This is a genomic window from Shewanella sp. SM21 (assembly GCF_025654335.1).
GTDB lineage: Bacteria > Pseudomonadota > Gammaproteobacteria > Enterobacterales > Shewanellaceae > Shewanella > Shewanella oncorhynchi.
In genome coordinates, this window is sequence record NZ_JAKKRL010000003.1 from 1 (window position 1) to 20,474 (window position 20,474).

Genomic DNA, 20,474 nt, shown 5'->3' on the forward strand with positions numbered 1-20,474 from the left:
GCTTCCATCGCAATAGTGGCATCAGGGTAAGTACGCAGAAAAGGCAGGAGCTGAGCACGTTTAATCGAGCGGTTAAAAACACTCTTGCCTGCTTGATTAACTCCACATACTTGGAAGATATTTTTTGCGAGATCAATTCCTATTAGTGTAACTTTCATTTTGGACACCTTTTGTTGTTATTGAACGTGCAAATTCAATATGGCGTAAATGACGCCTACTTCACAAGAGGTGTCCATCCCATCATCCTTGTAGGCTCTACTAAAACATCCATGTTTTAGAAGGTCACTGGTGCTACAATGCTGTATTTGGTGTACTCGTTGAGTGAAGAGTTATGCCTATCCAATCACTTCCCGAGCATCGCTAGCTATGAAATTTTGAGGGATAATTATGTTTACTTCTCACCCATTCTCCGATCAGCTTTTTTTCGTAGGGATTACCTCTTTGCCAAAGTAATCATCACCACATGCTTTCTTTATTTTTTCTTGCCATTTAATATATTCATCAGTGAATTCGGTACCGTTATTTTTAAATTTAGGACGGTTCTTGTGTAGCGTATCTATATAAATAATATCTCCAACTGTTGACACTGATTTAACAAATACCTTACTCATTCGATCATGAAAAATATGATTAGAGCCAATTCTGCCTAAGTAATGCACACATGTTAATGAATCTTTCTCTTGCACTGCAGGTACGTTAATTATAGCTGACATTGTTTTATTTCTATAATCAGAGTCTGCTTGTATCATCAATGCTGCAAAAAATGCGTAGATAACAGAGATCGTGAATGCGAATAAAAACTGCAAAAATACTAGAAGGAGCGTTTTCCACCATTTTAAACGAATGTTTTTAACGCTGTTTAGCTTTTTTATAGAATAATATTTTTTATCCATTTTGATTAAAACGAAAAATATCAAAGAAATTGTTGCTGCTGTAAAGATCGCGAAAGCTACAACATATCTTTGTGAAACAGTGTGCCTAGCAAAATCCGATAATTCAGCTAACTCAATATAGTTTATGCCGAATTGCTCATAGAATGATGAAGTTGCGATAACTCCAATACTAGTCAATATAAAACTGGTTATTGTAGAAATCATTACCCAGTGTGTTGATGTCCACTCTAAAAAACTTTTTGTGTCTTCTTTTATCATTTATAAATTCGCCAGTGTTTTTTGGTTATACGTCGTCCAGGTGCTCAGAATTAAATTTTTTAAACTCATTATTTTTATTGTGATTTTTATGTTTTCTCTACCACATTTTTACGAATTATCTGCTGCAGGCTTTTGCATTCTCTTTGTTAGCGAACTTTGTAACTTGATGCCTATAATTTAAGTATTAGTGACACTAAAACATCCATGTTTTAGTAGATCACAAGCAGAACAATGCCTAGTCTGGTGTAATAGTTGAGGGGATTTTAAACTTTTCAAATATTTCATGTTTATATGACTCTATTTCAGAAAGTATACTTTGTATAACCTTCCCCTTTGGTAAACATCGTTGTCCATTTGGTGCAAAATCACTTAAGTTTAAATTGTTAACACTTAAGACAAGCTCCGCAGTAGGATCTTCTTTAGATATAAATCCATTGAAGTCATAGATAATGTTACATGTTCCTTTATATTCCATATTGTCTAAATGGTAAAATGCAACTACTTTATATAACTGAATATGTTCGTGGTATTTTTTTTCTTTAAAAAATAAAGTTGAATGTAATTTTTTGCCTTGTAGTGCCATGTTTGATACATTATCTTGCATCCACGAAATATTATTTGGTAGCAAAGAGTTTTGTTCTGGCTTGAATCCTATATCTTTAGTATCTTTAAAATACAGAGTTTCTATACCCGTAGGCCTTTGGCTTAGTTCATTTAAAAATGCCACTCTATTTTTATTGGTAAAGGAATTGAATCTTATTGTTATCAACTTCTCCCTTTCATTTACTATACCTGATTTTTTTAGTTCTGATAGGAAGTAAGATACAATTTTATTGGCAATAAGTTTTGTTTCAACTGATGAATGTGATGTGGTTGTTTTTACATCGATGCCATTTTTTTCTTTTTTAATTATTACCTTTCCATTGAATTCTGTAATGTTTTTGTAGCTACTATTAGTCATTTGAAATCTCTCAATGCTAAAGTTTAGCTCTATATGTTCTTTCCCATTGTTAATTGCCTTGAATGATGGTATTCCAATTATTTTGTAATTAGAAAATTCTTCTTGTGCTATTGTATTTAGATTAAATTCAGTTGGTACTATATTTATAAGGCTGAACTCTTTTTTTGTGCATTTTATAATTTGAGATTGGTATTTAGGGTTTTCTTCCTTCGTTATTATAGTATCAATTATTTCTGCTAGCTCAGAAGGGGAAATGCCTGTACTTACTAAAGATTGTACATACTCTGACTTTTCATTATTACATATGAAAATTCCTCGTTTACGAGAAATTCTTCTTAAAGTGGATGCTGTAACATTACTATCATTAAGAAGATCTCTTAAAGAGTTACCAAAGAGAAGTTTTTCTTTTAAATTGACTTTATTCATCGCCTAAACTCCAAAACTCACTTTGAAATGAAAGGATTCTTACAATTGTTTTATGTGTTCTTCGGTTAAAATGCCCAATTATTTTTTCGCAAATAAGATTGTGACTGAGTTTGTTATAGTCTGGAAATAAAATAATGAGTTGATTGGTGAAGTCTAGCGATATATCACTAGCGTAAGCTAGTAAACTATTTAAGTTTTCCTCAGAAAATTCATCATTTATTGATATTCCAAAGATAGTATCTTTATCATTAACCAATCTAAATGGCAGAATATCAGCTGTAAGATACTCTACAGGCATAACCGTACCATATTTTATAATTTCAGGATCTGAAAAGTTTGCATCACTCTGATTGTAGTGGAAATTAATTGAATAGTTACTATATTCCGATCTCATTTTTGTTATCGTTTTGTGAATGAATGCCATTCTGGAATTATCTACTAAATATATTCTTGAGAACTTAAGGTCTTTTGGTGTCTCGATAGTGGCAACTTCTTTAGTGATATTTTGTAGGGACTTATTGCAGTTATTTATCCAGAATAACACTCCCAAGTCATCTGCTTTTTTAATGTTTCTTTGTTCGTTAAAACCCATTATAGACTCTGTTCTTAAATCTGAGCGAATAAAGCATTCTAAAGTTTGAGATAAGTCTGAAATGTATTCTTTGAACTTTGTTGATGGGTATTTAGGGTATTCTGATGCTGAAAACTTTACAGATATAACAATGTTATCTAGTGTGTTTATTTTTAAATTAGATTTATTGGTATAGAAAAAGTCAATGCCGTGAGTACTTCGTTCTTTTTTTGCAGTTTTTGATTTATGAGCTATCGAATGCACACAATTTATCGAAATATTCGATTGGGGTGTATTCCAACCAATCAATTCTAAAAAATTGCGAACTATCAACTCGCCTTGCTCACCAATACTTTTTGACTCTTCACCCATGTGTGCACCTTAAATATTAGATAGGTAAAATGAAGTTTATATGAGCTCATGTTATGTATAGAAGAATTCTATTCTTCATTAAATGGCGCTCGATAATTTAATTCTATATTAACTTAGTAGTCGTACTTTAACCTTCTCCATACAGTATTATCAATATTTTTCAATAAAATTGTGTTCATAATGACTCATAAAAATATGACTTTGGATTAGTGAGAGATAAATAAATAGTGTTAGAGTAACCTTTATTCATTATCATCATTTCCCGCTTCACTTTTACTCATGCATCTTTGTGCTACTTGATAAATAATCTGTTCTACTTGTTGCTGGGTAAGTGCTTGGGTTCTGAGTGTTGGGATGGTGCCGACTAATTGTTTGTGGTTGAGGATCGGGAACGGTGGTTTTGATTGGCTTGTGACGTACCAGCCGGGGAATACTAGGGCTGGGGTGGCGGCGACGGGGGAGCCTGTGGCTTTGGTTAACCATTGACTGACCCACTTGGCCTGACGTTCGGCTTGTTCGATTGGCTTGGTTTCTGTCCACGAGGGGAAGTTTAAGCGCCCGTCTTTGTAAAATACTTGATAGCCTTTTTTACCAGAGCCTGGGCCAGTTCCATTGGTTTGGAGTAGGTCTTTGTTCCGTTTATGGCGGCCTTTGGTTTCAATGGCAAATACGCCATTTTTGCCTACGACAAGATGGTCGATATTAAAGCCGTCGGCTTGGACATCGTGAAACACTTGATAACCCAATGCTTGTAAGCCTATGAGCTCATTGGCTGTGGCAATTTCTGCTGTATGGCCGAGGCGTAATTTGATGAGCTTGGAAAAGAGTTTCCAGGTTTTAATGCCGAAGTAAATTACTCCTATTAAACCTGTTAAGGCGAACAACCAAGGGAATTTTCCGACTGTGATATGCGCTTGGATGCTGCTGGCGGCAAATGGAAGGCAAACAATCAATAGTCCCATCATCATGCAGCCGATTAAATCTAATTGCAGATCATGGATTTGCTCTTGTAAGCCATAGGCGGGGATACGGGTCAGTTGCTCACGATCAACGGGCAGCTTGACGGTTGTATCGCGATGTTTGAGCAGCACATACATCACACCCACTGTGACAAGAAGGCCAGACAGAAGTATCCCGTAGGATAAAAGAATGCTGCTGAAATCGGTCATTTACGTCCCTGAAGTAATGCGAGTCAATAGTTAACCCGATGACATAACCCGCTAATAAAATGTACTTATTATTTTGGAAAGTGGTGGCAGACTTGTCTGCTTAGAGTTTGGGCGCACATTGCTGATTTGCTTCTTCTTCCCTAAATGGCGTGCTCGATGATTGAGTTCGAGTTTGCCCTGCATTTTCCTGAGTGGTCACACTTTAACCCGCTCTATACGGTTTAATCAATGCGCTTTATCACAAAAACGTATTTTAAATAACAACTTGTATACAAGTTACTCTGGGGAAAAGATCTGATAGGCATCATTTGTCGCGTCGCGTTTTTAGATTCTGATATTTTTACTTACTAAACTTGCAGATTTACACAAGTGTTAAACAAGATTAAACACTTCATGTAAATAACTACCCGTAGTAAGGATATTTTATACTGCCTCATCGGACCAGTTTTAAGTGTCAACATACTAATTATAATATTTTTTTGAGTTTTTTATCATTATTCTCCCATACTTAATATTTATTCTGATATTGGCTGTGAAAAAACTTATTAGTCTGTTGAATGACTAGGTTTCTCAATTTTAACTTTATGGCCAATTTATATGTGTTGATTTTATTTTTGTTAAGGAAATGTATGAATAAGGCTTTATTATTTTTTTCATTAACCCTACCTTTTTCAGCTGCTTGGGCTGCTAATGAAACGTTTAAGGATGATATGGAGAGCCAAACTAGCATATTGGAAACGCTTAGATCTGCGGATATCGATGAGATAGATGATATAGATGAGACAGATGGTCCAGATAACCATTTGGAAGCTGGTCACAGTCATACTTATATTCGTTGTTGGTATAGATTAGATCAAACGCATAATAATCCTGCAACTGAACATAGATGGGCAAAGCAAAAGGACAGTGATGAATATTATTCTATTCAAGGCGCTTGGAGACATAAGCTTTCGGGTAAAAATATGTTTTATACAGAGACGTCACAAGATGAAATCATGCAACGGTGTGTCGATACATTAGGCGTTTCAAGCAACGAAGTCGCAGACATTACCTTCTTTGCTGCTAATGAAAAATTGTCATTTAATCAGACTATCTGGACGCAAGATAAGGCGGATCAAGGGAATAAAATTAACAAAATTATCGCATTTGGGGATAGTTTGTCTGATACGGGAAATCTATTTAATGGTTCTGAGTGGCGATTTCCAAATCCTAACTCTTGGTTTTTAGGTCATTTTTCTAATGGATTTGTATGGCCGGAATATTTAGCTAAATCGCAGAATATTCCTCTGTATAATTGGTCTGTTGGCGGGGCAGCAGGTATTGATGAATATAAGATTATTCCCGGTTTAGGTCATCAAATACAATCCTATTTTCATTATTTAAAAAAGGCTGAAAATTACCAGCCTGCAAATACGTTATTTACACTTGAAATTGGACTTAATGATTTTATGAATTATGATCGTGAGGTTAAAGATGTGAGTCAGAATTTAAGTGATGGGTTAAAACGTTTAGTTGATGAAGGCGGAGCTCTGCATATTATTTTATTCACGTTGCCCGATGCTACGCGCGCACCACAGTTCAAGTATTCTACTCAAGAAAACATTGTAAAAATAAAATCAAAAATTGAAGAGTTCAATGGTTTTATTAAACAGCAGGCTCTGTTGTATCAAGCAAAAGGTATAGATCTAGTGTTGTTTGATGCTCATTCTATCTTCGATGAAATTATTCAAAATCCTAAAGAGTATGGTTTTGTTAATGTCACAGATGCTTGCTTAGATATCAATAGAGATAGTAGTAAGGATTATTTGTTGTCACACAGCTTAACAAAAGATTGTGCCTACTATGGCTCTGATAAGTATCTGTTTTGGGGGATCACTCATCCAACGACTGCCGTGCATAAAGTTTTTGCGGATAAGATTATTGAAACAGTTTTTTTAATCGTCATTAACAGGCGAATAGTCGGCGAGTAAGATATTTTGGTTAAATATATCTCTAAATAATCAATAATATGGAGGTAAGCCAGTCAAAGCTGCTTTACCTCCATGAGTAAATTGAGTCAGTTATAATTTAAGCCAGTAAAGCAACATCTTTTTGCATTTTTTAGCACCGCTTTTAAATTGCCCGAATAATGCTGATACTTTGAACTGTGGTGAAATCATGTTACTTGACGTGTTGCTCGCCGAGTAGAATGAGCTGCTAAGTAGTATTAGCTAGCTTATGCTTTGTTTTATTGAAGGAATTGCTCACAAGGCCAATCGTTAAGACAAGTATTAAAGGTGCGTTTGGGGAAGGCCGCTTTAAATCTCAAGCGCTGTTAGACGAGTAAGCGCTGCCCGCTTACATGATGTACATGAATTCAAAAAGCAGCATAAGGGTAAAAAATCGAGTCAAGCTTAACATCCTCAAACTCAGGATGTGTAGTGTTCATGGATTTAGTTTATGTTTAGTCCGCGGTCAGTATGATTGGCGACTCTTCAGCTGCGTGAGTTTTTGCTGGTAAGGCTGCATGTATAGTGCTGCGAATAAGCTCTAGCTGATAGCTGCGTTTGGCATTGAAGCGGATTAATGGCAGTTTGGCGCTTTCGCAGGCTTGCTCGATGAGGAGGTCGCGTTGCTGATTACGTGTTTGCTTATGGCTTTTATCGTCGAGTTCGATGGCGGCGATAACTTCAAGTGTATTTTTGTCGCAGAGTAAGTAATCGAAGTGCTTGGCTGAAATTCTATTAAAGGCAATTTGCCAGTGTTTGCGGTTCATGCCTTTTTCTGGGGTGATAACGTCGGCGATACGTACTTTGCCCAAAACTCGGAATTGTTCGCCTACAGCTTGATCTAATATCCCGAGAAAGGAGCGTTCAGCACTGGAAAATAGGGCGTCTTGTTTACGGTAGCGATAGTTATTATCTGAAGATGGGATAAGCAGATTAGTGAAAATGCGTAAGAGTAGCGGCACGAAAATGATAATCGCCAAACCCAGCCCGATAAGTATTAATTGATTCGAATTCATCATTACATCCTTGTTTAGTATTGTCATTGTAACTTGCTAAGTACATATCCGTTAGCTGCTAGTACTTTTATGCCAAAAATAATGAGTCTCTGAGTGTAGTGATCACATCTTGTTAGCCACTACATCAACAGTCGTACCGATATTATCAGTACGCATACATCTTAACGATAAAACGTTTCAACTGTACCTTTTACTGCGAGTAAAAGAGGTTGGCCGCGACGGTCTAAGGATTCATTATGGATGGCCATTTATTTTAATGTTTTATGCACTTTAGTTTTCGATTTTTTGAGTTATGCTAAATGCAACATATAAATTTGCGGGTATCTCTATGTATTTTAAAAGTATCCTTGTTTCGTTGCCTTCTGTTTACGCAATTTTGTGTGTACTTGGTTGTGGTTTTTTTGCGGGCATCATTGTCGCCGCTGAGGTGCAATCGGCTACTTTTTCTAACGTGTTGCGTGCCGATTTTCGGCATCGTCCTCCTGAGATGGTGCTTGATGAGCGAACTAATACTATGACGAGTCCGTTAAAGGATATTCTTGAGGAAGCGGCGGCTAAGGTCGGTTATCGCGTCGAATGGAGCGCGCGTCCTTTTGCTCGCAGCATTCATGAGTTGCGGGTAGGAACGGTCGACATTGTGCCGCGCACGATACGAGACGAAGAGCGAGAGGCATTTGTACGGTTTCTTGGTCCTATCGGCACTCAGACTCGCGATATTTTGTTTCTTGTAAAAGCCGGCGAGGAAGGACGGATTAAGTCCTATGAGGATTTGTATCAGCTTACTGTAGGGGTTAAACGGGGCACAGTTTATTTTGAGCGTTTTAATACGGATCCCGCGCTACGTAAAATTGAGTCTACCGATGATGAAAACATGGCTCGCATGTTTATCATGGGGCGTTTTGACACTATGGTAGTGCTCGATCGTGCCGCCATTGAGAATGCCTTCAAGCAGCTCGGTTACGATCGTTTTAGCTATGCCGATTACCGTCAGTCGAATCGGATCGAACATTATTTTGGTATGTCCCGTAACTCTACCCATGCTGCTATTTTCGATGAACTTAATCGGGCGCTGCTTGATATGGCTGCATCGGGCCGTGTAAAACAGATTTACCAGGCCTATGGTTTAGCCGCAGAAGTAGAATAGGCAAACAAAAACGGCCAATATTAATTGGCCGTTGTTATGATCCCGCTCTTTGCGCTAAAGTTTAACGATAAAAGGCTTCAACTGTGCCTTTTACTGTGAGTAGCAGTGGTTGGCCGTGGCGGTCCATGATTTATTGCGGATGACCATTTATTTTTTGTTTAAATTTTTTCAAAGGTAACATTTTTAGGAGGGAAACTATTAGGTAATGATCCTGATCTTATTTTTCTTAACAATAAACCAGTCAATAGAGAGGTTATATTTTCATCAAAATATTCTACATCTGGCGATCTAGATGCGATTATTGCAGTGCCCCATGTCTCACTGTCTTTCAGATCGGAAACAACCCAAAATATGCAATCACCATTATCCGTTACGCCTATTGGTAAAAGGCCATTAATGTCTGGATAGAGGTTATATTTAAAATACTCTGGGTCTTCATTATTAAGGTAATTGAAATCCTCAATGATTGATTTCTTCTGCTCAAAAAAATCAAGGTCACAATTCGTAGTAAATGGATTGAATATCGCTATAAAATCGGCAATTCTTCCTGTGCCATAACGATTAATAAACGCAATGTAATCACTGGGAAAACTAAGACCTTCATCTATAGAAGGCCAAACGTTACCAATCCCAGATTCATTAGGGATGTTAGGGGGAACTAAAATGCTATTTAATACCGATAGGGTCATGATCTACATTCCACGAGGATTAAGAAGAGTAATGTTTTCAAAGAAACCACCACTACCTTGAGCATTCACTGTTATACCTGCCGGTATTCTGGAAGGACCTTTATATATTGGAGTTACCGAGACATCAACTATTTCTCCTCTCTCTAACGCTTTCTCTCGTGAATCCCCAAATAAACTTAATGATATTCAAATAAGTAGGCATGCATAATGCTATTTGATTTAATCCATTTCGCCAAAAACCGACTAGATAGCTGTTCCGAATAGTCGTTCACTGCACTGGTGCCGTTTCAGCAAGTAGTATTGAATTAGTATCATTTGCTGCTGAGCAAACAAAAACGGCCAATTAGATTGGCCGTTGTTATGATCCTGCTCTTTGCGCTAAAGCTTAACGATAAAAGGCTTCAACTGTGCCTTTTACTGTGAGCAAAAGAGGTTGGCCGCGACGGTCTAAGGATTTGCTTGGCACTTTTACCCAACCTTCACTGATGCAATATTCTTCGACATCAAAACGCTCTTTGCCGTTGAGCTTAATACCGATATCGTGCTCGAAAATTTCTGCCACATGGTGTGGGCTGCGTGGGTTAACGGAAAGGCGATCCGGTAAAGCAGGTAATGATGTTGTGTCGGTCATGGTCGTGATCTGTCGTTGTCTATAGTGAAAAAGCGTGCGCTATTGTAGGCAATCCCAGCGCAACGCTCAAGACTTTAACTGTGACTGATTACGCGCCTTGCGTTACAAGGTTCGGTTGTCCTGTTAGGACACTGCTGTTAGGACACTGTGCCGCAGCTGGAAAAGGCTTTCAGCACTCGGCCGTTTTCTCTGCCCATGACTGAGCGCAAATAAACCTTGGCTAATATGTCGGCATTGATTGCACTAAAACCGGGAAAATAGTCCTGATAGCTCGCTAATGATTCGCTTAATACCGTTGGGCTGACAATGTTTATTCGCTGCTGTGCAGGTAATTCTCCCGCGACGGCGGTAACAAAATGCTCAAGTGCGCCATTGATTGTGGCGGCACTGATGCCATCTTTTACTGGGACATCGGCAATAATGCCACTGGTCAGTGTAAAACTGCCCCCAGTGTTGAGGTATTGGCTACCTATTTGCACTAACTGTATCTGCCCCAATAACTTACTTTGGAACCCTGTATACCAGTCTGCTTGGGTCATAACGTTGAAGGGTTTAAACACGACATCACCCATGGCCGAAATCATTGCATCGACTTTACCGATTTTTTCTAGTCCTTGATGGAGTGAATGTTCATCCCGAATGTCTATCAGGATATCCCCCGTTGTTCGCCCTACCTGAATCACTTCATGCTGAGTTGAATGAAATAAGCGGACTATGGCTTGTCCGATTGTGCCTGATGCACCCACTACGACTATTTTCATGACATGCTCCTAAATTGAGTACGAATTGAGGATAGTCTGGTTAATTAAATAGAAAAAGCGCATATAATCACCACATTGTTTCGTTAATGGATTTAATTGATGAATCTCACCCATCTGCAGTCATTTATGCTGGTTGCCAAAATGCACAGTTTTAGCGCTGCGTCTGAACAACTCGGCGCTTCTAAAGGCTTAGTATCGCGCCATGTTAAATCCCTTGAAGATGAAATGGGTTGTCAATTACTCCACCGAACCACTCGGCGAGTATCAATGACCGAAGCAGGGCATGCGTTATATGGTAAAGCCTGCGAAATCGAGAGGCTGGCCAATGAAGCCGGGCGTTTAGTGCAGGATTTAACGCAGGACTCCTGTGGCACTTTAAAATTCACCGCTCCAACGGAACTGGGCAAAAAATTGCTGAGTCCTATGCTGCTTCAGTTTATTGCTGAGTATCCTCAAGTGAAACTCGAACTGTGTTTTGAGCAGAATATTCAAGATGTTGAGTTCGGCAAGTTTGATCTCGCCTTAAGAACAAGCATTGCGCACAGCGATAATCTGGTCGCCAGATATCTTGGCAGAATTCGCCATGTCTTAGTGGTTTCACCTGCACATCCCGCAGCCGCAGAAGTTCGTCACCCTGATGATTTACGCCATTATCGTCTATTGTCTTCGGGCGAAACACAGTGGGTGTTTGAACCGCTCGCGGGGGGCAGTCTCACGCTCACTTTTGAGCCTGCACTGTGCAGTTCAAACTATGCCACTACACATCTTCTTACTTTGAGTGGTACAGGTATCGCTAGCCTGCCTTATTATTTGGTAGAGGAGGATATCGCTCAGCACAAACTCACTTTGCTCGTTCCCCAATGGCAATGCTATCCACATGAGTTGTATATGGTTTATGCCAAGCAGAGCCATTACCCAAAGAAGCTGCGCGATTTACAACATAAGCTACAAACTTGGTGCGAAACTCACTCAAAATATGTGGGTTAATGAGTAAAAGCGTCATCGCATCAAATCTTATCCGGCAGAGGGTGGAGCTTTTAGAATAAAGTGAGGCAGAGTACACTGCCGCGCATTGAATTTTTGTATTTGAATCTAAAGTCGAGCAGGCTTTTACCCATGCAGGCATAAAAGAGCGGCGATGAACCAAGCGTTATGAACGATGACATTAGTATCTCGCTGCCCTCGCTGATTCATCGAATTGGGCGGGAGGCGGTTAAACAAGCTCAAGCGATTGCAGCCCAATATGATTGCGATCTTAAGCGTGTGCGGCGTTCGAGAAATTGGTGCATTGTTGGCGCGGCGATCAAGATCCAATCCTGCACCGCTCGTTTACAAGCCGAGCAGTTACAGGCACAGCAGTTAACGGCCAAAGATGACCAGTTTGGTTATCTTATCAAAAAGTTGGAGTCAGCCTTGCTGCAACATGTGGATAAGCTAGAGCCCTTAGACGCTAAGCTGATTCGGCTTATCACAGACAATCCTGCGATTACCTTAGGTGAGTTGATGCAATTGACTCAATGCACAGTCACAGAGGCCAGATTGGCACGTTTTCAAGCTGACTCTTGGTAGTTTGTCTGCTGAGTGTTTTTGCTTTGAAGGTTTATTTATGGTTTGTTGTTTCTAACACTTTTATTTGATTTTCAATTTGCTCGGCTTCAGCGGTCAGCATTGAGTAGGATCTAATATCGCCTTTTCTCTGGGCATGCATAGCTTGTTCAAGCTTGGCGTTATATTGCTGAGTTAATTTTTTTAAGGGATTTTTCTTAAATATTGAGAACATGGCCATTTCTATTGGATTGGGTATTTGGACTTATATACGTAGGCAATGGGATTTAAGTTTTACTTTTTGAAATTAAAAAATCCCACGATCTCACAATCCTTCAATTCCACTGCCATCGGTCTCAGCAAGGCTGAGACCTTATCTTACATTTGCAGCAAACCAATGGGTTGCGATGTCTTATTTAGCTTACAACCCATTGAAAATATTTTTAAATCTTAAACTGACCGACGAGCTTACCTAGGTTAATGCCTTCCTGTGACACGGTTTGGCTGACTCTGGCAGCATCTTCGCTGGAATGGAGTAACTCATTCACTATCTCTTGGATGGCGAACACATTACGGTTGATTTCTTCGGTTACAGAGCTTTGTTCCGTGGCCGCCGTCGCAATTTGGGTGCTCATGTCGTTAATTGCCGTGACCGCCGATGTCACTGAACCAAGGCTTTCAGAAATTGCACGGGAAGAGTCTACCGAGCGCACGCAGCTTTGCTGACTTTCTTCCATCGTTTTTACTGCCAGTGCGACAAGCTTGTGCAGTTCAGTTAGCATCTCATTGATTTCTAAAGTGCTTGATTGCGTTCGGCTCGCTAAGTTACGCACTTCATCGGCCACCACGGCAAAGCCTCGGCCCTGTTCTCCGGCGCGGGCCGCTTCGATGGCGGCATTTAATGCCAATAGGTTAGTTTGCTCAGCAATACCGCCAATCACTGACAGCACGTTGTTGATTTTTTTAGACTGTTCGCTCAAAGATTGAATACTGCCCGCCGCATTGTTGATTTGCGCCATGAGAGCCGAAATTTCTTCTAAAGAAGCATCGACGCAGCGCTGAGCATTGGCTACATCGCCAGTGGCAGCGTGAGTCGCTTCAGCCACTTGCGTAGTATTTTGCGCTACTTCGCTGGCGGTGGCTGACATTTCAGTGATGGCGGTAACCACTTGATCAGTTTCATTGTTATGGCTGATGAGTTGGCTCGACATGACTTTGGTTTGATCGTGAATCGCGTTGGCGGCGGTTTTAACTTTAGCCGTCGCGTTTGCCACATCGCCTATGATGGTTTGGAGTTTATCGACAAACAGGTTAAAGGATTGACCTAGTTGTGCAATTTCATCTTCACCTTTAACAATAAGACGTTTGGTTAAATCGCCTTCGCCTTTAGCGATATCGTTTAAGTTATTCGCCATATTTTTAATGGGCGCGACCATACGTTGGGCAGTGATCAGAATAACAGCGACAGTAATCGCGGCGAGTAACAGCGCAATTAACAGAATGGCATAGGATTTTTCGATCATCTGCTCAGTGACCGTCGCACGATAATCCTCAACGACAGTGTCGATATCATCGATATAGACTCCCGTGCCTAGCATCCAGTCTGTGCCAGGGATCATCATGGAGTAACCGATTTTTTCAATTTGCTCATTGGTATTGGGTTTTTGAAAGTAGAACGAGAAGTTACCGTCCCCTTTTTTAGCGGCATCGAGTAAACCGACAATGATTTTAGTGCCGCGGGGATCTGTCATATCAATTTTATTTTGCCCTTCGAGGTTGGGCATGACGGCATGGAACAGGTTTTTACCTTGGGAGTCGTAAATAAAGAAGTAACCAGAACTGCCAAAACGGATATCACGTAGCGCTTGGTTTACATTGCCATTTTCTTTTAAAGACAATTGATACTGCACTATTCCTGCGGCAATTTCGGTGGCTTCTTTTATTTGTGTTTTACGTTCACCGATGAGCTTAGTTCTAAAGGTCGTCACCTCATCTGCAAGGGCGTCTTTTTCGACATAGTAAGAAACTGTCATGAGTACGAACAAAGTAAAAATTAAAGGGAATAACGACAACAGCAGTAATTTATTACGTAGGCTGAAATTAGACATGCTTGACGACTCCATGATGAACATCTCTTTTATTGCAGGGCAGTATAGCTAATTTCCCGCATTCTTAAGTGTTTAAGTTAACAAAAATGTAATGGAAATCGATAAAATGCGCGCTGTTGATTTATTCCAAAGTCGTTAACTATGCTGTGAATCTAGGCCTTTCTTTTGATCTTTATCAACACTATACGGGCCCAATGAGTTCACTATATTAGCTTAAATTGATGCAAAATTAGCTAGAGTTGGTGCAGGCTGATGTGCTGGTGGAGATAGTGGCGAACAGTAAGGGCAGGGTTGTGACGAATGAAAAGTTGATCCTAACGCTGAAAATCTGCATTACTGTAGGCATTTGTCTTATTGCGTTGGGCATCTACTTACATAACTTTAATGAAACTGTTGAGGCGATGGGCGTGCAAGGGATTATTATCAGCGCTATGTGTGTCGCCTTTGGCATGGCCTTGTCATTACCGACTAAGATGTATTTAACCTTTCTGTTGGTTAAGCGAGAAACTGAAAAACATCCATAATGTGTTTTTGCACAGAGTGTTACTCTGCGACTCATTGGTTTCCTCGCCTTCTTGAGACTCAATCTAAGTACTCGCTTAACCCTGCTATTCAAACCGTCAAGCTCAGCCGTAAATGCCCTGATTATGGTTTTTAACATAATTAACCCAAGACTAATGGGCCAAAAACACCGATAATTCACCCTTAATGACTCATTACCAATGACGCGACTTGGTCGATGGGCTGCTACAGACTCGCATATTTAGTGGAAATCATATTCAATGGAAATCAAAGTTAATTTTCTCGACAATCTTAGACTTGAAGCCAAGTTTGATGATTTTACCGTGACCGCCGATCAGCCAATCCGCTACAAAGGTGATGGTTCTGCCCCTAGTCCGTTTGACTATTTCTTAGCGTCGTCAGCCCTGTGTGCGGCCTATTTCGTGAAGGTATATTGCAAAGCCCGTGATATTCCAACGGATAACATTAGACTGTCGCAGAACAATATTGTCGATCCAGAAGATCGCTACAACCAGATTTTCCAAATTCAAGTTGAGTTACCCGAAGATATTTCGGAGAAAGATCGCGAAGGTATTTTGCGCTCGATTGACCGTTGTACCGTTAAAAAAGTGGTGCAAACGGGTCCAGAATTTAAAATTGAAACCGTTGAGAACCTAGATTCAGACGCCAATGCCATGTTAATGGGTCAGCCTAATGGCGCATCGAGCACCTTTATTCTGGGTAAAGATCTGCCGCTGGAGCAAACCATTGCCAATATGACGGGCATGCTCGCCGATCTTGGAATGAAGATAGAGATCTCATCATGGCGCAATATCGTGCCGAACGTGTGGTCACTGCACATTCGTGACGCCGCTTCGCCAATGTGTTTCACCAATGGTAAAGGCGCGACCAAAGAAAGCGCGCTGTGCTCGGCACTCGGCGAGTTTATTGAGCGTTTGAATAACAACTTTTTCTATAATGATCAATTCTTTGGGACTGAAATCGCCAATAGCGAATTTGTGCATTATCCCAATGAAAAGTGGTTTGCGTTAGAAGAAGACGATGCGCTGCCAGCGGGTATTCTCGATGACTATTGCTTAGAGATTTATAACCCAGATGACGAGCTGTGCGGCTCGCACTTGATTGATACTAATTCGGGTAATGTTAAGCGCGGCATTTGTGCGATTCCTTACACCCGTAAATCTGACGGTGAAACGGTTTACTTCCCATCGAACCTGATTGAAAACCTGTTCTTAAGCAATGGTATGAGTGCGGGTAATAACCTGCAAGAAGCCCATGTGCAGTGCTTGTCAGAGATTTTTGAGCGCGCTGTAAAACGTCAAATCATTGAGCAAGAAATTGTCCTGCCCGATGTGCCTATGTCTGTACTAGAAAAGTACCCAAGCATCCTCGCGGGCATTAACGGTTTAGAGGAGCAAGGTTTCCCGGTTGTGGTTAAAGATGCCTCACTCGGCGGCCAGTTCCCAGTGATGTGCGTCACCCTGATGAACCCGAAAACTGGCGGTGTATTTGCCTCCTTTGGCGCGCACCCAAGCTTTGAAGTGGCGTTAGAGCGTAGCTTAACTGAATTGCTGCAAGGCCGTAGCTTTGAAGGCTTAAACGATGTGCCAAAACCGACCTTTAACAGCATGGCGGTCAGCGAGCCAGAAAACTTTGTTGAGCACTTTATTGATTCAACAGGAGTGATTTCATGGCGCTTCTTCAGCAGTAAATTTGATTATGAATTCTGCGAATGGGATTTTTCTGGCACCAGCGAAGAAGAAGCCGACGGCCTGTTTGGGATCTTAGAAGCGTTAGGTAAAGAGGTGTATATCGCCGAGTTTACCGATTTAGGCGCATCGGCGTGTCGTATATTAGTACCTGATTACTCTGAAATTTATCCAGTTGATGACTTGATTTGGGATAACACCAACAAAGCGCTGGCGTACCGTGAAGATATCTTAAATCTGCATTCGTTAAGCACTAAGCAATTGGCTAATTTGGTCAACCGTTTAGAAGAAAGCCAACTCGATAACTACACGGATATTCGCACCTTAATCGGCATTGTATTTGATGAAAATACCGTGTGGGGAAAACTGACGATTATTGAGCTTAAGATCCTGATTTATTTGGCACTCGGTGCACACGAAGACGCGATTGAGCTGGTCGGTGAGTTCCTACAGTTTAACGACAATACCGTTAAACGTGGCCTGTTCTACCAAGCCATGAATGCTGTGCTGGAAGTGACCTTAGATGAAGAGTTAGAACTTGATGATTTTATCCATAACTTCAACCGTATGTTCGGTAAAGAAGTGATGGACAACGTCGTTGGCTCAGTCACAGGAAAAGTGCGTTTTTATGGTTTAACTAAGACCAGCATGCAGCTCGAAGGCATTGAGCCGCATTTAAGATTGATTGAAAGCTATAAGAAGTTGCATCAAGCCCGTAAAGCTGCGAAAGACCTGAATTAATTCTGTTATTTGGCATTAGCTTCATGTGTTTAAAAGCGAACCTTTTGGTTCGCTTTTTTGTTTGTTGCTCTTTTGATTCGCGCTTCTTATGAGCACTTGTGGCTATCATTTATTAAGGGCGTTTGTTATTGCTATGTGTGGTTTGAAATGTTCAGCCCGCTTAGGCTGTATTTGATATAACTCGATTTTTACCGTTACGTTTAGCTTGATACAAGGCCGCATCGGCCCGCTTAAGCGTTTCTTCATAGGACTTATCCAATGGTTCGATAGAAGCGACTCCAATGCTTACGGTGGCAAACAAGCCATTGACCGCATATTTTTGCAGTTCAGTGTAAAAGCAATCGCAGAGGTATTCTGCAAATTCAACCGCTTGCGAATGCTCAACCCCAGGTAGGGCAATCACAAATTCATCGCCACCAAAACGATACGCGCTATCGGTTTTTCTAAATTGAGTTCGGCAGGTTTCGGCAACTGCGATGATGATTTGATCGCCAGCATAGTGACCCAACTGATCATTGATGGACTTTAAATGGTCTAAATCGAGGATCAAGATTGAGGTGGGAATACGGTGGCGCTGAAATATATCGAATTGAAAGGTTAAATCACGTTCTAAGCGGCGACGGTTATACAGCCCTGTCAGCTGATCGGTATCGCTTAGTTGACGTAGTTGCAGTTCAAGTTCATGCCGCTTGGAAATATTACTGGCGACCCAAAGCACCACAGGCTCATCATCAACCAGAAAGTCTAGTGCTTGAATGCGTCCCTCAAACCAAATGGGTTGTTCAGGGCCTATATCGGGTAAGCCTTTGACATCTTTATTGCTCAATTCATATTCTTCGATCAGTAATTTTCGGCTGGTTAATGCACTTTCGATAACCTGTAAGAAGTAATTGAGTTTGTCAGCCTTTAACACATCGCTAAGATACAAGCCGATTAGGCCACTACCATCGTGGTAATAACGGTCATCTTTACCACCGAAGACGGCAATGTATTTACCACTTTTTGACAGAACAAAAGTAGGATCAGGAAGTGCATCAAGGACTAAAGCCATTTCTTCTATTTTGATCATCGATTAAAATCCCTGTGGAAAATCACCCAACCTTAAGTCCGCGTGTCCAAGTTATCATAGATAAACTACTCTTTGGCGCTTTAGCCGCGAATGCATCCTGCGAACTCATTACAATTTAGCCGCTTTTGTGGGTAACAACAAACCATAACAATATGCCGTACAATTTATTTGTCGTCGCGATTTTACCAAGGCATCAGAGCGTTCGATGGCGCAGAGTTGTATCCCTGTTGAGGCTTAAAACCTAAGCCCTGCGATCGTATCGAGTCAGTCGTGATGTCTTGAATTTTAGCGTTTGTGCTTATGTTCAAAAAGCTTCATTGCAGTGCTTAGTGGACAGATGATTTTCGAGTAGAATCTAGGGCCTTAATTGTGGTTTTAATTTTACACAGGGATTTATAATGCATACTGCAGATGATTTTATTGAACATTTAGCGCTAGAGCAGCATGTTGAAGGCGGTTATTACCGCTCATCCTATCGTTCAGAAACGGCATTTGATCAGACTCGGGCATTATGGAGCAGTATCTATTTTTTGCTGCGTACGGGAGAGGTTTCCCATTTCCATCGTCTGACAGCTGATGAAATGTGGTATTTCCATGCGGGGCAATCACTGACGATTTACATGATTGATCCTGATGGGGTGCTAACGACGGCGCAATTAGGGCTTAATTTAGCTGCGGGCGAGCGGCCACAGTTTTTAGTCCCTAAGGGCTGTATCTTTGGTTCAGCCATGAATCAAGATGGTTTTTCATTAGTGGGCTGTATGGTATCGCCCGGTTTTACCTTTGATGATTTTGAGCTGTTTAGCCAACAAACTTTGTTAGCCCAATATCCACAGCATAGTGACATCATCCAACGTCTGAGCCGTTAGGGAAGCGCCAAAGTCAGTTAAATTTAGCTAGTTGATTTGTTAAATGGTAACTTGGTTGACATTGCCTCATTCGGCAAAACCAAGGTCGCTCTGAGTCATTAAATTTGACTCAATAGTAAGATATCCCCGCGACAAGGCTTGTCTATTGGCGTTTAACCACGTAAAACATGCTTTTTGGCGTACCTCTATGTACCAAGTGTTATGGAGTAATTGAATTTGGAACACTTAGTGTGGGAGCTCGATCCTGTATTAATCTCGTTTATGGGACTAAAAATACATTGGTATGGAGTCCTGTTTGCTCTTGCTATTACTGCTGGTTTTCAGGTGATGAAGCGGATTTATATCAAGGAAAATCTCGATCTTGAGTCCCTTGATAATTTACTGATTTATTGTGTGGTTGGCATTATTGTGGGTGCGCGTTTGGCCCATTGTATGTTCTACGATCCGACTTATTACTTTGCTCATCCGCTTAAGATCTTGGCGATTTGGGAAGGCGGACTCGCCAGCCACGGTGGTGGTTTAGGCGCGATTCTGGCCTTGTATTATTACCAACGTAAAGTGAAGCTACCCTTCCTGTTTTTGTTGGACAGACTCGCGATCGCCACCGCCATTTTTGGCTTTTTTGTGCGTATGGCAAACTTCGCCAACTCAGAAATTTTAGGCGATCCTACGACTCAACCTTGGGGCATTATATTTGCCCGTGTCGACATGTTGCCAAGACATCCAGCACAGCTCTATGAGGCTTTCGCTTATTTAGCTATCTTTATTGGTCTGTATGCTTTGTATCAATACACGCAGATTAAACAAAGACATGGGGCTATTTTCGGCCTGTTTCTGGTATCGGTGTTTAGTGCGCGAATTGCGATTGAGTCGATTAAAGTTAGCCAAGCGGCTTACTCTGAAACTTTCTTAAGTGCGGGACAACTTCTGAGCTTACCGTTTTTAGCCGTAGGTATAGTTTTGTTGTTCTTGGCGTATCGAAAGAAAACCGTTTAAATCTGAATATCAAACGATTAAAAAAGGCTTTCTATC

General features: G+C 40.8%; 19 protein-coding genes and 1 pseudogene. 8 read left to right on the top strand and 12 right to left on the bottom strand.

Translation table 11 applies throughout. From position 1 onward, the window contains the following. From L5L94_RS04240 to L5L94_RS04260, 5 genes and pseudogenes are all read right to left on the bottom strand, one after another. A pseudogene (locus L5L94_RS04240) lies at positions 1-158 on the bottom strand (IS110 family transposase); the annotation flags it as partial. 255 nt (positions 159-413) lie between these two features. Next, positions 414-1,151: a hypothetical protein gene (locus tag L5L94_RS04245; RefSeq protein ID WP_263161430.1), complete on the bottom strand. Its 738-nt coding sequence runs from the start codon at positions 1,149-1,151 to the stop codon at positions 414-416. 235 nt (positions 1,152-1,386) lie between these two features. After that, a complete protein-coding gene (locus tag L5L94_RS04250; protein ID WP_263161433.1) occupies positions 1,387-2,538 on the bottom strand; it encodes a hypothetical protein in 1,152 nt (383 codons plus the stop codon). Then, positions 2,531-3,481, bottom strand: coding sequence for a hypothetical protein (locus tag L5L94_RS04255; protein ID WP_263161436.1), 951 nt, complete (start codon positions 3,479-3,481; stop codon positions 2,531-2,533). The genes L5L94_RS04250 and L5L94_RS04255 overlap by 8 nt, the downstream gene beginning before the upstream one ends. 242 nt (positions 3,482-3,723) lie before the next feature. Next, a complete protein-coding gene (locus L5L94_RS04260; protein WP_263161438.1) occupies positions 3,724-4,650 on the bottom strand; it encodes a nuclease-related domain-containing protein in 927 nt (308 codons plus the stop codon). Between the two features lie 629 nt (positions 4,651-5,279). Between L5L94_RS04260 and L5L94_RS04265 the strand changes: the two genes are divergently transcribed. Next, on the top strand, positions 5,280-6,620 hold the full coding sequence (locus L5L94_RS04265; protein ID WP_263161440.1) for an SGNH/GDSL hydrolase family protein: 1,341 nt from the start codon (positions 5,280-5,282) through the stop codon (positions 6,618-6,620). Between the two features lie 473 nt (positions 6,621-7,093). On the opposite strand, the gene L5L94_RS04270 is transcribed toward L5L94_RS04265, so the two are convergent. Next, positions 7,094-7,654, bottom strand: coding sequence for a DUF2726 domain-containing protein (locus L5L94_RS04270; protein WP_263161444.1), 561 nt, complete (start codon positions 7,652-7,654; stop codon positions 7,094-7,096). Positions 7,655-7,982: 328 nt separating this feature from the next. Between L5L94_RS04270 and L5L94_RS04275 the strand changes: the two genes are divergently transcribed. After that, positions 7,983-8,798 (top strand): substrate-binding periplasmic protein, encoded by an 816-nt coding sequence (locus L5L94_RS04275; RefSeq protein WP_251073360.1) that lies wholly within the window; start codon positions 7,983-7,985, stop codon positions 8,796-8,798. 158 nt (positions 8,799-8,956) lie between these two features. Here L5L94_RS04275 and L5L94_RS04280 read toward each other — a convergent pair whose 3' ends face one another. The 3 genes from L5L94_RS04280 to L5L94_RS04290 form a co-directional block, all read right to left on the bottom strand. Beyond that, entirely contained in the window at positions 8,957-9,487 is a 531-nt protein-coding gene (locus L5L94_RS04280) for an SMI1/KNR4 family protein (RefSeq protein ID WP_263161447.1), read from the bottom strand. 385 nt (positions 9,488-9,872) lie between these two features. After that, positions 9,873-10,118, bottom strand: coding sequence for a DUF3297 family protein (locus tag L5L94_RS04285; RefSeq protein WP_006080205.1), 246 nt, complete (start codon positions 10,116-10,118; stop codon positions 9,873-9,875). A 137-nt stretch (positions 10,119-10,255) separates the two neighbouring features. Next, positions 10,256-10,879, bottom strand: coding sequence for a short chain dehydrogenase (locus tag L5L94_RS04290; RefSeq protein WP_263161450.1), 624 nt, complete (start codon positions 10,877-10,879; stop codon positions 10,256-10,258). 99 nt (positions 10,880-10,978) lie between these two features. Between L5L94_RS04290 and L5L94_RS04295 the strand changes: the two genes are divergently transcribed. Both L5L94_RS04295 and L5L94_RS04300 read left to right on the top strand, forming a co-directional pair. Continuing rightward, positions 10,979-11,866, top strand: a complete 888-nt coding sequence (locus L5L94_RS04295; protein ID WP_263161453.1) for a LysR family transcriptional regulator — start codon at positions 10,979-10,981, stop codon at positions 11,864-11,866. A gap of 165 nt (positions 11,867-12,031) precedes the next feature. Then, a complete protein-coding gene (locus tag L5L94_RS04300; protein WP_263161455.1) occupies positions 12,032-12,448 on the top strand; it encodes a ribosome recycling factor family protein in 417 nt (138 codons plus the stop codon). A 31-nt stretch (positions 12,449-12,479) separates the two neighbouring features. Here the strand turns inward: L5L94_RS04300 and L5L94_RS04305 are convergent, their stop codons facing one another. Together L5L94_RS04305 and L5L94_RS04310 are read right to left on the bottom strand one after the other, a co-directional pair. Beyond that, the gene (locus L5L94_RS04305; protein ID WP_198571902.1) at positions 12,480-12,659 is read right to left on the bottom strand and encodes a DUF6435 family protein; all 180 of its coding nucleotides are present in this window, start codon (positions 12,657-12,659) and stop codon (positions 12,480-12,482) included. Between the two features lie 208 nt (positions 12,660-12,867). Beyond that, positions 12,868-14,532, bottom strand: a complete 1,665-nt coding sequence (locus L5L94_RS04310; protein WP_212599701.1) for a methyl-accepting chemotaxis protein — start codon at positions 14,530-14,532, stop codon at positions 12,868-12,870. 293 nt (positions 14,533-14,825) lie between these two features. Between L5L94_RS04310 and L5L94_RS04315 the strand changes: the two genes are divergently transcribed. Both L5L94_RS04315 and L5L94_RS04320 read left to right on the top strand, forming a co-directional pair. Then, on the top strand, positions 14,826-15,056 hold the full coding sequence (locus L5L94_RS04315) for a hypothetical protein (RefSeq protein ID WP_113939077.1): 231 nt from the start codon (positions 14,826-14,828) through the stop codon (positions 15,054-15,056). Positions 15,057-15,314: 258 nt separating this feature from the next. Continuing rightward, on the top strand, positions 15,315-17,504 hold the full coding sequence (locus L5L94_RS04320) for an OsmC domain/YcaO domain-containing protein (RefSeq protein ID WP_263161459.1): 2,190 nt from the start codon (positions 15,315-15,317) through the stop codon (positions 17,502-17,504). Positions 17,505-17,664: 160 nt separating this feature from the next. Here L5L94_RS04320 and L5L94_RS04325 read toward each other — a convergent pair whose 3' ends face one another. Next, complete coding sequence (locus L5L94_RS04325; RefSeq protein WP_131523762.1) at positions 17,665-18,573, bottom strand: GGDEF domain-containing protein; 909 nt, start codon at positions 18,571-18,573, stop codon at positions 17,665-17,667. 398 nt (positions 18,574-18,971) lie between these two features. Between L5L94_RS04325 and L5L94_RS04330 the strand changes: the two genes are divergently transcribed. Continuing rightward, positions 18,972-19,442 (top strand): cupin domain-containing protein, encoded by a 471-nt coding sequence (locus tag L5L94_RS04330; RefSeq protein WP_173242850.1) that lies wholly within the window; start codon positions 18,972-18,974, stop codon positions 19,440-19,442. 216 nt (positions 19,443-19,658) lie between these two features. Next, positions 19,659-20,438 carry a prolipoprotein diacylglyceryl transferase gene (lgt, locus tag L5L94_RS04335; RefSeq protein ID WP_105250184.1) on the top strand — a complete coding sequence of 260 codons (780 nt, stop codon included), beginning with the start codon at positions 19,659-19,661 and terminating at the stop codon, positions 20,436-20,438. Positions 20,439-20,474 lie beyond the last annotated feature (36 nt).